Origin of the sequence: Arthrobacter sp. efr-133-TYG-104, assembly GCF_030208915.1 — a bacterium.
Classification (GTDB): Bacteria; Actinomycetota; Actinomycetes; order Actinomycetales; family Micrococcaceae; genus Arthrobacter.
In genome coordinates this window covers 1-12667 of the sequence record NZ_JARVTA010000013.1, presented here as the reverse complement: position 1 = coordinate 12667, position 12667 = coordinate 1, and the positions used below count along the sequence as shown (strand labels likewise).

Here is a 12667-nt window from a genome sequence, read left to right as displayed (position 1 = left end):
TCACTTGTTCATTCACGCTTTCAAGTCTATTTGGCCAGCATGATGCGCTGGCCGTTCAGGGTGGAAGCCGGTTGGTCAAAAAGTCCGACGGCGGCAGCGGCCAAGTCCTCGACGTCCGTGAAACCCGGAAACCGCCGTTCCGGATGCAGTTGCCGCATGCCGGCGTCGACGAGGGCTTTGACGACGAAGATGACGGCGGCGCTGCCGCCGTCTGCGGTGCCGCCCTCTTGCGCCCGCCGGAAACCATCGGCCATCGCCAAGGTCCACGTTTCGGCGGCCGCCTTGGCAGCTACATAGCTGGCCGCGGCCGCCGTCGGGGCTGAAACGGCGGTGGATGAGACCATAGCGAACCGACCATGCGCGGAGGCTTCCAGTTGGCCGTAGAAGACCCTTGAAACGTTGCGGAGCGTTGTGACGGCTCCCCGTTCCAATGCCTCCCAGTCCTCATCAGTCTGGTCCTCGATTCCTTTGGCGCCGCGCCAACCGCCCACGAGGTGCATCACGCCGTCGATGCCCTTCACGCCAAGGTTCGTGATGGCCGACGCCAAGTCGCGGACGGAGTCCAAGCTGGCAAGATCACACACCAGGGGAGTGACTGCAGCGCCCGCCTCGGCCGCTGCGGCCTTGATCCGGCCTTCGTCCGAACCGACAGTGATCACCCGATGGCCGGCGGCCGCCATGGCCTGAGCCACGGCGATGCCAGAGGCGCTGCTGCCACCGGTTACGAGGACAGTCAAGGCAGTCATCAGGCTGCGGTGGAGCCGGTAATGCCGGTGGTGGACTCGATAACGGAACGCATCTTCTTCTCCAATGCTTCGTAGAACATCGACAGTGGGAACTCGTCGTCCAAAACCTGATCGGTCAGCCCACGGGGCGGCCCATCCAACGGCAAGGCATCCGGGCCCTTGGCCCAAACCGAAGCCGGGTGCGGGGTCACAGTGCTTGAGATGAGCTCATAGGCCGCCAGCCAGTGCGCAGCCTTGGGGCGGTCGATGGAACGCCAGTATAGTTCTTCGATCTTGGCGCCAAGTTCAACCACGACGGCGGCAGCGTTGTCCCAGTCGATCGACAGTTTGCTATCGGTCCAGTGGAGGACGTGGTGCTGATGCATCCAAGCGAACAACAGCTGGCCGCCCAGGCCGTCGTAGTTCCGAACCCGGCTGCCGGTGATGGCGAAACGGAAGATCCGGTCGAATATCACGGCGTACTGGACGAGCTTGGCGTGCTTGCGGGCGTCGGGGTCGGCGTCCTCGTCTTTCTCGATGCGGACGGATTCGCGGAAAGCGGTCAGGTCGCAGCGCAGTTCCTCGAGCGAGTAGAGGAAGAAGGGCATGCGCTGTTTGATCATGAACGGGTCGAAAGGAAGGTCACCCCGCATGTGAGTGCGGTCGTGGATGAGGTCCCACATGACGAATGTCCGTTGGGTCAGCTCCTGGTCGTCGAGCAACTGGGCTGCGTCGTCGGGAAGTTGGAGGGAGGTTGTTTCCGCCGCAGCCTTCAGGACGCGGCGGAAGCGCGCGGCCTCACGGTCGGCGAAGATGGCGCCCCAAGTGAAGGTGGGGGTTTCCCGCACGGCTACCGTCTCGGGGAACAGGACGGCGGAGTTGGTGTCATAGCCAGGGGTGAAATCAATGAAGCGGATGGGGACGAAGAGCTTGTTCGAGTAGTCCCCGGCTTCGAGCCCCCCAATGAACTCGGGCCAGATGACCTCGATCAAGACAGCTTCGACCAGCCGGCTAGTGCTTCCGTTCTGGGTATACATGGGAAAGACCACCAGGTGCTGGAGGCCGTCGATCCGATGCTCCTGGGGCTGGAATGCCTGCAACGAGTCCAGGAAGTCCGGCACGCCAAAGCCATGTTGCTCCCAACGGTGGAAGTCCTCGACGAGCAGTTCCAGGTAGCGGGAGTCATGGGGGAACTGCGGCGCCAGTGAGGTGATCGCCTGGACGATCGTGGCCACAAGGGCAGCAGCTTCGCCGTGGCCGGCAGGGTCCGCAATGGAACCGTCCTTTTGCTGGTGTGCCTGAAGGGCAGTTGCGGCGGCCTTGAGTGACGCCCACTCAGCGTTGTCAGCGGTGACATGCGGAAGAGTAGCGGTGGCGATAGTTGTCATGAAGCTCGTCCCTTTCCAAAGTAGCTTTTGCCTCTGGGCCGAGCGTAGCAACGGAAAAGGATCGCTAACGTAAAAACGAGGCGAGCATAAGAGACTCTGTTCCTCGGTGGTGCTGCCGACTGCTTGAGCTCAAGCGGCAGCGCTGCCTGCCTAGGCTTTGTCCGCCTTCACCAACCGTAGGGAGACGGAGTTGATGCAAAACCGCTGGTCCGTGGGAGTGCCGTAGCCCTCGCCTTCGAAAACGTGTCCCAAGTGCGAGTCGCATGTGGCGCAGCGGACCTCCACCCGGTCCATGCCCATGGTCCGGTCATGCAAGTACCGGACGGTGCCCTCAGCCAACGGCGCCCAGAATGACGGCCAGCCGCAATGGGAATCGAATTTCTCGCTGCTGGTGAACAGCTCACTGCCGCAGGCCCGGCATTGGTAGACACCTTCAGTGTGGGTGTCCCAATACTCGCCGGTGTAGGGCCGCTCAGTTCCGGCCTGCCGCAGGACGTGGAATTCCTCCGGCGTCAGCTCCTCCCGCCACTGGGCGTCGCTCTTCTCCACGGGCGCAGGCGTCGTCTTGCTGGTGTCCTCAGGAGTACTCATGCCCTCTTCAACGCTCATGAGTCGCCGATAAATCCCGAACCGGCGTACAAGTGCAGAACAGGTAGCCCCAGGGCATCCTGTGCCTTGTTGGCCCAGTCGGTATGCAACGTGTCCGCGATGGCGTGCGGTCTGGTCACCACCACAGCCTGCGCCGCATCAAGGACCTTCACTTTGGCCACCAAACCTGCCACGGCCCCGCCGTCGACAATTTCTCCGGTGACGCCTCCGCCCAAGCCGGCCAAAGCAGCCAACGACGCCGCCAAGATGTCCGCCGCCTCCGCCCGCTCCGACTCGGGATCTGCCGACTGCCCGGTCAGCTCGCGGAACGCTTTGGCAATGTCGAGCAAGGAAAGGTTCTCGAGGAAATCGACCACTAAATGCCGCTCGGTGTTGGACGGCACCAACACGACGACGGGCGTTTCGCCGCCGTCGAGCAATTTAGCGATATTAATTCGGTCCTCGGGCCCCAAAGGCTCTTCGGTCAGGATGACTAGGGGATCACTCATGGCTACAGCGTAGTCCCGGGAAACCAGACAACGCAGATTTTCGTCGACGTTTACGAACGCCCGTGGCGCGGCCCCGGGTCTGGCTTGGCTTGTGGTTAGAGGAGTCCGGTCTGGGTCATGAGGTCGGTGACCTTGGTGCTGTTGAGTTTCGCGGGGTCGATTGCAGGGGCTTGGAGCTGGTCGAGGGGGGTTAGCTTGGGGTTCGCGGGGACGTCGCTGCCGACGGTGTATTCGAAGGAGTTACCCGTCTGCAGGATCTGCTGCCCGGCTTTGCCCGTGATGAACTTCAGGAACTGCTGGGCCTGGGCCTGCTTCTTGCTGGAGGCCAGGACCGCACCGCCAGAGACACTGACGAATGCGCCGGGGTCCTGGTTCTTGAAGTAGTGCAACCCAACGTTCTTGCTGTTCTCTCCGGTCTGGGCTTGGTCCACGAACGAGTAATAGTGGTACAGGACCCCCGCCTCGACCTCGCCCGAGTTGACGGCCGCGAGGACCGGAGTGTCGTCCTTATAGGCTTTGAAATTACTCTTTGCGGCTTCCAGCCAGGTCCGGGTGGCGTCTTCGCCCCTGAGCTCGAGCATTGCACTGACAATGGCCTGGAAGTCCGCTCCCCCGGTGGAGGCTCCGACGCGCCCCTTCCAGGCCGGGTCTGCCAGATCCATCAAGGATTTGGGCAGCTGATCTGGCGTGAGTTTGGTTTTGTTGTAAGCCAGCACGGTGGAGCGGGCAGCGATGCCGGTCCAGTCACCGGTGGAGGGCCGATACAAGGCCGGGACCTGGCCAAGGGTGGCCTGGTCGACCGGGGCAAGCAGGCCCGCTCCGGCGATGCGGACCATGGCAGGGGAGTTTTCTGTGAGAAAGACGTCCGCGGGGGAGTTCTTGCCTTCTTCGCTGAGCTGGTTGCTCATTTCCAAGTCGTCGCCGTTGCGCAGAGTAACCTTGATTCCCGTTTCTTTGGTGAACGCGGCCACCCAGGCGGTGGTGAGATTTTCATGCTGTGCGTTGTAGACAATGATCCCGTCTCCGCCGGACGGGGCGGAACCCGAAGTGCCGGGGCCAGGTGTGGGGGAGCCGCAGGCGGCGAGGGCCAGCAGCGCGGCTGACGCGGCGGCAATGGCGGCGGGCAGTTTGATGCGGAAGCTCATGTAAGGCCTTTCAGGAAATCCGGCGAAGTTGTGCGAGGCTGTTCCGGCCAAGCCTGAGCCACGCGGGAGGACAATTGGGGCAGGAAAGCAGAGGTTCTGTATGGCTCCGACGTGGATCGGAGTGCCTTCCCGTGGACACCTGGCCCACCGGCACCGGTGCTGGGGGACGGTGTCCGTCTAGCGCGAAGTGAGAGCGACGTAAGGCAGCCCTAAGTGTAATAACAACATGCGGATGTTGCGTAATTGTTTCCCCGCTGCTAGACATGGTTCGATGTGACGCCCATAGAGCATCATGGGGCAGGGACCAGCTACATGAGCAGGGACAGCCACACGAGCAGGGAGAATGGAAGCATGGCATCGAATTTCGTGGCAACGGACGTCCCGGCAGAAAGCACAATGTCCCTGCGCACCAAGTGGGCCCTCGCGGGCATGGTCGCAGGAGGAACGCTCGCCGGCTTGGTGGGAGCTGGGTCTTCCGCGCTCGCCGTGTACTTTGCCAGGCGGGTCATCACGCCCGGCGCCCGGCACGAAGACCAGGAAGTCCTCGCTGTCATCAAGGGCGACGACGGACTGCAAGTGATCCTTGCCGCCACCCCCGACACCACCATCGACGGCGTTTTCAGCCTCTTTTTCGACGGCGGAAAGGGCCATGCCCGGATCGGCCGGATCGTGTCCTATTCGCCAGCTGAACAAACGGTGCTTCGCGAAGTCCAGGAAGTCTATAGCGGTGACTTGTTCCAAGCCCGCCGGGCGGGATGGAGCGGGGCGACCTACCCGGATCCAGCGGCCCTTGGGTTGGCGGCTGAGGACGTGGAGATCGACGTCGACGGCGGCAAGGCGCCAGCCTGGCTCGTCCGGGCCGGGGAGGGTCCGGCGTCGACGTGGGCGATCATGGTCCACGGTCGGGGTGCTACGCGCCTGGAAGGACTCAGGGCCGTGAAGACAGCACGGTCGCTGGGGATGGATACGTTGCTGATCTCTTACCGCAATGATGGGCTTGCGCCGTCGACGCTCGATGGCAGATATGGCTTGGGGTCCACCGAGTGGCGCGACGTGGAAGCCGCGATCGGATATGCGTTGAGCCGAGGAGCTGCCGAGGTGGTTTTGTTCGGCTGGTCAATGGGTGGGGCCATCACACTCCAAACAGCAGACCTGTCCAAGTACCGCCACGTCATCCGTGCGCTGGTGCTGGACGCGCCGGTCATCAACTGGGTCAACGTCATGGCCCATCACGCCCAAGTCAACAGGATTCCGTACCGTGTGGGGCGCTACGGGCAACTAATGCTGAGCCATCCGCTGGGCCGGAGGCTGACCGGGCTGGCAGCGCCCGTGGACTTCAAAGCCATGGACTGGGAAGCCCGGGCCATCGAACTGCGGACGCCTACCTTGCTCATCCACAGCGTCGACGACGACTACGTGCCCTTTGGTCCTTCCGCCATCCTCGCCGAGAAGAATCCCGAAATGGTGACTTTCGAGCCGTTCGATGGCGCACGGCACACCAAGGAATGGAATGTTGATCCTGAAAAATGGGAGCGGATGGTGCGCTCATGGCTGCGCATGCAATTGGCGCCACGGAACAACCCGGGTCAGTCTGATAGGCCCGGCCAGTCTGACCCGGGCCAGTCTGATAGGCCCGGTTAGCCGGCCTGAGACGGAGGTCGCTGGCTGGCGGTCAGGATGCGAGGGTGGAGCTCGAAGGGGGAACCGCCGCCCCGGTGCCTATGGGCGCGGTTATGGCTTTGGTGAGCCGTATTAAGTCGCTCGGCGCGAGTTCGATGTCCAGCCCGCGCCTGCCGCCCGAAACGAGCATGGTCTCAAATGACAGAGCAGATTCGTCCACGATGGTCGGCGAGGTTTGTCGCTGCCCCAAGGGAGAGATTCCGCCCAGGACGTATCCCGTCCGTCGCTCGGCGGTCTTGGCTTCAGCCATGGCAGCCTTCTTGGCTCCGAGTGCGGCGGCTGCGGACTTCAAGTCAAGGTTTCCGGAGACGGGAACCACGGCGCAGGCCAATCTGCCCTCCGCCTCAATCATCAGCGTCTTAAAAACCCGCGCCGGGTCCATGCCCAAGGCATCTGCCGCTTCAAGGCCGTAACTCGTCGTCGCCGGATCATGGACATAAGGGTGGAGAACGAAAGGTACGCCGGCCGCAGCTAGAGCCGCTGTGGCCGGCGTACCTTGCGAAACCGTCTTCTTGGCCATGGAGGTCGAGACCTTAGTGCGCTGTTTGGCTTAGCCGTTGAGCTGCCGCAACCTTGCGCTTGATCCGCCCCAGCATTGCGGTCATTCCGCGCATGCGCAGGGGAGTGATAGCGCGGGTCAAGCCCAGCAACTCGGGCATGTCGTCCGGTACCGCCAGGATTTCGGCAGCAGTCAGTCCGTCCAGTCCTTCATGGAGCACGCCTGCGAAGCCGCGGGTGGTGGGGGCCTCCTGCGGCGCCTTGAAGAACAGCCGGTAGATGCGTTCCCCCTCGCCTTCGGGGTTCTTCTCCGATTCGATCGTGAGGAACAGCGGAGATTGGCACTCCACAACCTGCTCCAGCAGTTCAGGATGGTCCTTCAAACGCTCCGGAAGCTCGGGAAGGCCCCGGGAGAACTCAAGAAGGAGTTGCAGGCGGTCAGGCTCCGTCAGTGCCTGGAAGTCATCGACGATCTCCGCCAGCGCGGCGGGCAAAGTGTAGGTACTCATCACTTCCAGCTTACGTTCCTGCACTGTTCGGGCGGTAGCAGGGACTAATTCCGGTTATTTGCGGACACCTATTTTCGGACTAGGTCCACGGGAACCGAACCACGTTCCGCGCCCTTGGCAATGGGTACACGCACAGCATTGCCCCACTCGGTCCAGGATCCGTCATAGTTGCGTACAGTCTCGAAGCCCAGCAGGTATTTCAAAGCAAACCAGGTGTGGCTGGAACGTTCCCCGATGCGGCAGTAGGCCACCACGTCGTCGCCGGTCTTAAGGCCGGCTTCCCCGAGGTAGAGGGCTTCGAGTTCGGCGCGGGTGCGGTAGGTGCCGTCTTCTGCTGCAGCCTTGGCCCAAGGCACCGAAGCGGCCGTGGGAATGTGGCCGCCACGCAGGGCGCCCTCTTCGGGGTATGCGGGCATGTGGGTCCGCTGCCCCGTGTATTCCTCAGGAGAACGCACGTCAATGAGGGGCTTGCCCAGATGTGCCAGGACGTCGTCCTTGAAAGCGCGGATAGGCGCATCGTTGCGCTCCACCACGGGGTATTCACCCACCTCGGGCTGGGAAGACTCGGTAGTCAGTTCGCGTCCTTCTGCGATCCACTTGTCACGGCCACCGTCCAGGAGGCGGACGTCTTCGTGGCCGAACAGCGTGAACACCCAGAGGGCGTAAGCAGCCCACCAGTTGGATTTGTCACCGTAAATGACCACCGTGGTATCGCGGGAGATGCCTTTGGACGCCGCAAGTGCAGCGAACGCGGTGCCGTCCACATAATCGCGGGTCACCTCGTCATTCAGGTCGGTGTGCCAGTCGATTTTTACGGCGCCTGGAATGTGCCCGGTCTCGTACAGAAGGACATCCTCATCGGACTCCACGACAACCAGCTTGCCGTCAGCAAGCGCACCGTCCGCCAAGGCTGCCGCGAGCCATTCGGTGGACACAAGACGCTCGGGATTCGCGTAGGACGCAAACTTCTCGTTTCGTTCAACGGGGTAGGGCACAGCAATCGCCTTTCATTGACAACGGACGGAACCAGGCAGAGGAAGGTGGTGGATGTACCGGCCCGGCGTTCTCCAACACTAACCACGGGCGGCGGTGAATGCTTCCCCTCGGTCATACGGTGAAACATGGCCTTGGTCACGTGGCCGTTATCAAGGCGGCCAATGCCGGTATTCTTGCTGGGGACCTAACAGCGAAGGAACTGACCACCGTGGTACAAATCGAACAACTGGCTGCCCGTACTCCGGCGGTCTCCGTGGAGGAACTCCTCAAGGGTTTCTACCCCTCTCCGCGATTCGGAGAGGTATCGTTCGATAGTTACCGCCCGGATCCTGCGCAGCCCAGCCAGGCGAATGCCGTAAAGCTCCTGTCGGCTTTCGCCGACGGCGTCGTGTCCGAGGACAATGGCGGGCTTTTCAAGAAGCTGTTTGCCAAGAAGGCTCCCGTAGCCAGGGCAGGCATCTACTTGGACGGCGGCTTCGGCGTCGGAAAGACCCACCTCCTGGCCTCGCTCTGGCACCGTTCCCCGGGACCGAAAGCATTCGGGACATTCGTCGAATACACCAACCTTGTGGGGGCGCTGTCTTTCCGGAAGACGGTAGAGGCGCTGAGCAGCTACAAGCTGGTGTGCATCGATGAATTCGAACTTGACGATCCCGGCGACACCGTCCTGATGTCCCGCCTTATGCGCGAACTGGCCGACGCCGGTGTGAAGCTCGCGGCCACATCCAACACGCTGCCCGGCTCGCTGGGCGAAGGCCGCTTTGCCGCCGTCGACTTCCAGCGCGAAATCCAGGTCCTCGCCGACCAGTTCGACGTCGTGAGGATCGACGGCGAGGACTTCCGCCACCGCGGCCTGCCGGCAGCTCCTGCCCCGCTCAAGACCGAGGAACTCAAGCACCGCATGAGGGCCGAATTCGAGGGCAAGACCGTTGCCGTGGACGACTTCCGCACGTTGGTTGACCACTTGGCTGCCGTTCACCCGAGCCGCTATCGCCAGCTCATTTCAGGCGTTGAAGCAGTTGTGTGGCGCGACGTCGAAACCATCACCGAACAGTCTGTCGCCCTTCGCTTCGTGGTGCTGGCAGACCGGCTCTATGACAAAGATGTACCCATCCTGGCCAGCGGCGTGCCGTTCGATCAGCTCTTTACTGAAGAGATGATGACGGGCGGCTACATGAAGAAATACTTCCGGGCAGTTTCCCGGTTGACGGCCTTGGCGCGCGAGGCCCAGGACCACGAGCCCGCCTGAGTTAGGCTTTCACCAACGGTTCCCGAACGTTGAGGAGCCACCGGACGAGGATGCCTCCGGCGAGGGCCCAGAAAGCCGCCCCGATACCGGCAAAGCTGAGCCCGGACGCGGCGAGCAGGAAAGTGATGCAGGCCGGGATTCGCTCCTCGGCGACGGCGAGGGCTGAGGAAACGGACGACGCCAGGGTTCCCAGCAACGCCAGTCCAGCCACCGCTTCGAGGAGCCCTGCCGGCGCGGCTGCCACCAGTGTGACCAGCGCCGCCGATGCGCCTGCCAGGATCAGGTAGGCGAAGCCCGAAACGAAAGCTGCCATCCAGCGCCGGCTGTGATCCTTGCCCGCCTCTTCGCCGGCTGCAAGGGCCGCGCTGAGTGCTGCCAAGTTGATGGCGTGGCCGCCAAAGGGAGCGCCAACCAAGGTACCCGCCCCGGTAACGAGCATGGATGGCCGCCACGGTGTGGTGTAGCCGAACGACTTCAAGACTGCGACGCCGGGGATATTCTGCGAGGCCATCGTCACTATGAACAGGGGTAGCCCCAGCCCGATCCCCGCCTCCAGGGTGAATGAGGGTGCGGTCCATTCGAGGCGGGGGAGCAGGCCGTCGCCGGGGATGTGAACGCCGTTTGCGACGATGTGGACGCCGATGACTGCCAAGGCGACGAGCAATGACGCCGGCACCGACCACCGCGGTGCGAATTTCATGAACAGGATCCAGCACAGCAGCACGGGAGCCACATAGAGCGGCGCCGAGCCCAGCGACCTGAACGGTGCAAGGCACAGTGGCAGCAGGACCCCGGCCAACATGGCCTGCGCCAATGCGGTGGGAATTTTGGTCATGAGGCGGCCGAGGACCGGAAGCAGTCCGGTGAGGATGATCAGAACCCCGACGACGAGGAACGCACCGACGGCGGCCGGCCAGCCGCCGTCGACCATTCCAGCGGAGGCGAGCAGCGCTGCGCCCGGGGTGGACCATGCCAGCGTGACGGGCATTTTGGAGCTCCACGACAACCAGAGGATGCCGAGCCCAAACGTGAGAGTGAGGATCAAGAGGCCACTGGACGCCTGCCCTTGAGTGGCACCCACGGCCCGCAGGCCTGCCAAGACGACTGCGAAGGAAGAGGTGAAACCCACCAGCGCCGTAACGATCCCTGCCGTTATGGGCGGCCCAAGGGATTCCTTGCTGGCGAGGCTCTGCGTGGTGACGGAAGCGGTGGGAGGCATAGGTACAAATTACCGTGCCCGCGCGTCGGTCCGCCGTCCTTAAACGCCAAGGGCACCGGTGGCGCCTCTCGGCGGGACCGGTGCCCCCTTGACGTATCTGGTACGGCGACTCAGGCAGCTATGGCTGCGATGGTCCATCCGCGACGGGAGCCTGTGGCTCGCCATCATTGCTGGCCACGAAGTCGGAAGCGGCATTCTGAACGGAATCGACCTGGCCGGCGAACTTGCCGCCGGTCTTCTGGTCGATAAAGTCCCCGGCCTTCTCGATGCCATTGTGAATGGCTTCTTCGTTGCCCTGAATGAGACCCTGAGCCTTGCCCTTCAGGTCGTCAATTAAACCCACGGGCACCTCCTTTCCTTCGCGGAGCCAGATCGCTCCTCCGCGTCCGACCCTAACACCAGTGAACCTACGTGCCAAGGGCCGGAGAGAGCCTGTGGACAAACTATGCCGAGGGCGTACTGACGTCCGCGTGGCGGGGGCTCGCGGGGTTCATCAACGAATTCCGTCGGCCGTAGGTGAAGTAAATCACCAAGCCCACGATCAGCCACACCACGAACCGGACCCAGGTCTGCCAGTGCAGTTGGGACATCAGGAACGCCGATGCCACGACGCCGAATGCCGGCACCACCGGCATCCACGGCAGACGGAAAGTACGGGGCGCGTCCGGGCGCTTGTAACGGAACACGATCACGGAAATGCACACCACCACGAATGCGGCAAGGATGCCGATGTTGGTCAGGTCTGCGACCTCTTTGATCGGAAACACGCCGGCGAGGATGGCAGATGCAATGCCTGCGATCCAGGTGACGCGCTGCGGAGTGCCGTGGCGATCGGTCTTTGAGAACCATCCGGGCAGGAGCCCATCGCGGCTCATGGAGAACCACACCCGGGTTACACCCAGCAGGAACGTCAGCATCACGGTAAGGATGGAAAGAACCGCAAACACGGAGATGATCGTTGCAATGACGGGAAGTCCGACGCTGCTGAATGCTGACGCAAAACCCGCCGTCGGATTGATGTCCTTGTAGTTCTGCATGCCGGTGAGTACCAGCGTGGCGGCGACGTATAGAAGCATGGCGATGATCAGGGACAGGATAATCGCTTTGGGCATGTGCTTCTTGCCATCGGTGGCTTCTTCCGCCGCGGTGCTCATGGCGTCATACCCGAACACCGCGAAGAAGACCGTTGCGGCACCCGAAAAGACAGGCCCGAAGCCGCTGGGCATAAACGGGTTGAAGTTCTGGGTGTTGATGTAGAAGATCCCCAGCCCGATGATGAACAGGATCAGCACCACCTTGATGGCGACGGCAATCAGTTCAAATCGTCCAAAAGCCTTGGTGCCGCGGCTCAGGATCCAGGTGACCAGCAGGCAGACGAGGATCGCGGGAAGGTTGATGACGCCGCCTGTTCCGGCATCCGCGGTGGACGTCATCCAGGCGGGCATATGGATTCCGATGCCTGAAAGGAACGCGTCGACGTAGCCGGAGATGCCGATTGCCACGACGGCCACGATCGCGATGTACTCCAGCAGGAGGTCCCATCCGATGAACCAGCCGATGATTTCTCCCAAGGCCACGTAGCCATAGGTGTACGCCGAACCTGCGCGCGGAATCATGCCCGCAAATTCCGCGTAAGAGAGTGCGGCAGCACCGGAGGCGAGGCCCGCGACGAGGAAGGAGATAAGTACTGCCGGGCCTACGCCCGGGTTGCTGGCGTCCCCGTGGGCCACCAGCCCAGCCAAGGAAAAGATGCCGACGCCGATAATTCCGCCGACTCCGATGGCGGTCAGTTGCCACAGCCCGAGGCTCTTGAACAGTCCGCTGCTCTTGCTTTCTTCCTCAATCTCGTCAATGGGCTTACGCCTCATGACAGATTGGGAAGCCGTGGTGTTACTCATAGGTACTCCTGCCGGTCGGCGTGAAAACGTGAATAAGCTCGAAGTACATTATGCGAGGCCAGTCACATTAGATAAAGCGACTTCTTCCAAGGAGTATCAGTTACATCGTCTAATCAATGCAGCAGCCTGACCGCGTAGGCAGGTTAGCGCCCCAGGAAACGCAAAAAGCAGCTCCGGGGAGCTGCTTTTTCTCGATGGAGTTTTCTTGGAGCGGACGACGAGATTCGAACTCGCGACATCCACCTTGGCAAGGTGGTGCTCTA

At 62.3% G+C, this 12667-nt stretch carries 13 protein-coding genes; 2 read left to right on the top strand and 11 right to left on the bottom strand.

Going from position 1 to position 12667, the window contains the following annotated elements; all coding sequences use genetic code 11:
* Window positions 1-26: 26 nt before the first annotated feature.
* The 5 genes from QRN04_RS10805 to QRN04_RS10785 all read right to left on the bottom strand — a co-directional run bounded on the left by QRN04_RS10805 (window position 27) and on the right by QRN04_RS10785 (window position 4355).
* Window positions 27-746 carry an SDR family NAD(P)-dependent oxidoreductase gene (locus tag QRN04_RS10805; protein ID WP_284976031.1) on the bottom strand — a complete coding sequence of 240 codons (720 nt, stop codon included), beginning with the start codon at window positions 744-746 and terminating at the stop codon, window positions 27-29.
* Complete coding sequence (locus QRN04_RS10800; protein WP_284976030.1) at window positions 746-2113, bottom strand: DUF6421 family protein; 1368 nt, start codon at window positions 2111-2113, stop codon at window positions 746-748. Before QRN04_RS10800 ends, QRN04_RS10805 begins: the two co-directional genes overlap by 1 nt.
* 150 nt (window positions 2114-2263) lie before the next feature.
* Complete coding sequence (msrB, locus tag QRN04_RS10795) at window positions 2264-2704, bottom strand: peptide-methionine (R)-S-oxide reductase MsrB (protein ID WP_284976175.1); 441 nt, start codon at window positions 2702-2704, stop codon at window positions 2264-2266.
* 14 nt (window positions 2705-2718) lie between these two features.
* Window positions 2719-3210 (bottom strand): hypothetical protein, encoded by a 492-nt coding sequence (locus QRN04_RS10790; RefSeq protein WP_284976029.1) that lies wholly within the window; start codon window positions 3208-3210, stop codon window positions 2719-2721.
* A gap of 95 nt (window positions 3211-3305) precedes the next feature.
* Window positions 3306-4355: an iron ABC transporter substrate-binding protein gene (locus tag QRN04_RS10785; protein WP_284976028.1), complete on the bottom strand. Its 1050-nt coding sequence runs from the start codon at window positions 4353-4355 to the stop codon at window positions 3306-3308.
* 351 nt (window positions 4356-4706) lie between these two features.
* On the opposite strand from QRN04_RS10785, the gene QRN04_RS10780 reads away from it, so the two are divergent.
* Complete coding sequence (locus QRN04_RS10780) at window positions 4707-5996, top strand: alpha/beta hydrolase family protein (protein WP_284976027.1); 1290 nt, start codon at window positions 4707-4709, stop codon at window positions 5994-5996.
* Window positions 5997-6027: 31 nt separating this feature from the next.
* On the opposite strand, the gene ybaK is transcribed toward QRN04_RS10780, so the two are convergent.
* The 3 genes from ybaK to QRN04_RS10765 form a co-directional block, all read right to left on the bottom strand.
* A complete protein-coding gene (gene ybaK, locus QRN04_RS10775; protein ID WP_284976026.1) occupies window positions 6028-6555 on the bottom strand; it encodes a Cys-tRNA(Pro) deacylase in 528 nt (175 codons plus the stop codon).
* 13 nt (window positions 6556-6568) lie between these two features.
* Window positions 6569-7042 carry a SufE family protein gene (locus tag QRN04_RS10770; RefSeq protein ID WP_284976025.1) on the bottom strand — a complete coding sequence of 158 codons (474 nt, stop codon included), beginning with the start codon at window positions 7040-7042 and terminating at the stop codon, window positions 6569-6571.
* Window positions 7043-7110: 68 nt separating this feature from the next.
* Entirely contained in the window at window positions 7111-8037 is a 927-nt protein-coding gene (locus tag QRN04_RS10765; protein ID WP_284976024.1) for a sulfurtransferase, read from the bottom strand.
* A 209-nt stretch (window positions 8038-8246) separates the two neighbouring features.
* Between QRN04_RS10765 and zapE the strand changes: the two genes are divergently transcribed.
* A complete protein-coding gene (gene zapE / locus QRN04_RS10760) occupies window positions 8247-9287 on the top strand; it encodes a cell division protein ZapE (protein WP_284976174.1) in 1041 nt (346 codons plus the stop codon).
* A 1-nt stretch (window position 9288) separates the two neighbouring features.
* On the opposite strand, the gene QRN04_RS10755 is transcribed toward zapE, so the two are convergent.
* The 3 genes from QRN04_RS10755 to QRN04_RS10745 form a co-directional block, all read right to left on the bottom strand.
* Window positions 9289-10506 (bottom strand): benzoate/H(+) symporter BenE family transporter, encoded by a 1218-nt coding sequence (locus QRN04_RS10755; RefSeq protein ID WP_284976023.1) that lies wholly within the window; start codon window positions 10504-10506, stop codon window positions 9289-9291.
* Window positions 10507-10624: 118 nt separating this feature from the next.
* The gene (locus tag QRN04_RS10750) at window positions 10625-10855 is read right to left on the bottom strand and encodes an antitoxin (protein ID WP_284976022.1); all 231 of its coding nucleotides are present in this window, start codon (window positions 10853-10855) and stop codon (window positions 10625-10627) included.
* Between the two features lie 94 nt (window positions 10856-10949).
* Window positions 10950-12404, bottom strand: coding sequence for an amino acid permease (locus tag QRN04_RS10745; RefSeq protein ID WP_284976021.1), 1455 nt, complete (start codon window positions 12402-12404; stop codon window positions 10950-10952).
* Window positions 12405-12667: the final 263 nt, after the last annotated feature.

Coding starts and splice junctions, on each gene's coding strand:
- QRN04_RS10805 (WP_284976031.1), bottom strand. CDS start 746: ATGACTGCCTTGACTGTCCTCGTAACCGGTGGCAGCAGCGCCTCTGGC.
- QRN04_RS10800 (WP_284976030.1), bottom strand. CDS start 2,113: ATGACAACTATCGCCACCGCTACTCTTCCGCATGTCACCGCTGACAAC.
- msrB (WP_284976175.1), bottom strand. CDS start 2,704: ATGAGTACTCCTGAGGACACCAGCAAGACGACGCCTGCGCCCGTGGAG.
- QRN04_RS10790 (WP_284976029.1), bottom strand. CDS start 3,210: ATGAGTGATCCCCTAGTCATCCTGACCGAAGAGCCTTTGGGGCCCGAG.
- QRN04_RS10785 (WP_284976028.1), bottom strand. CDS start 4,355: ATGAGCTTCCGCATCAAACTGCCCGCCGCCATTGCCGCCGCGTCAGCC.
- QRN04_RS10780 (WP_284976027.1), top strand. CDS start 4,707: ATGGCATCGAATTTCGTGGCAACGGACGTCCCGGCAGAAAGCACAATG.
- ybaK (WP_284976026.1), bottom strand. CDS start 6,555: ATGGCCAAGAAGACGGTTTCGCAAGGTACGCCGGCCACAGCGGCTCTA.
- QRN04_RS10770 (WP_284976025.1), bottom strand. CDS start 7,042: ATGAGTACCTACACTTTGCCCGCCGCGCTGGCGGAGATCGTCGATGAC.
- QRN04_RS10755 (WP_284976023.1), bottom strand. CDS start 10,506: ATGCCTCCCACCGCTTCCGTCACCACGCAGAGCCTCGCCAGCAAGGAA.
- QRN04_RS10745 (WP_284976021.1), bottom strand. CDS start 12,404: ATGAGTAACACCACGGCTTCCCAATCTGTCATGAGGCGTAAGCCCATT.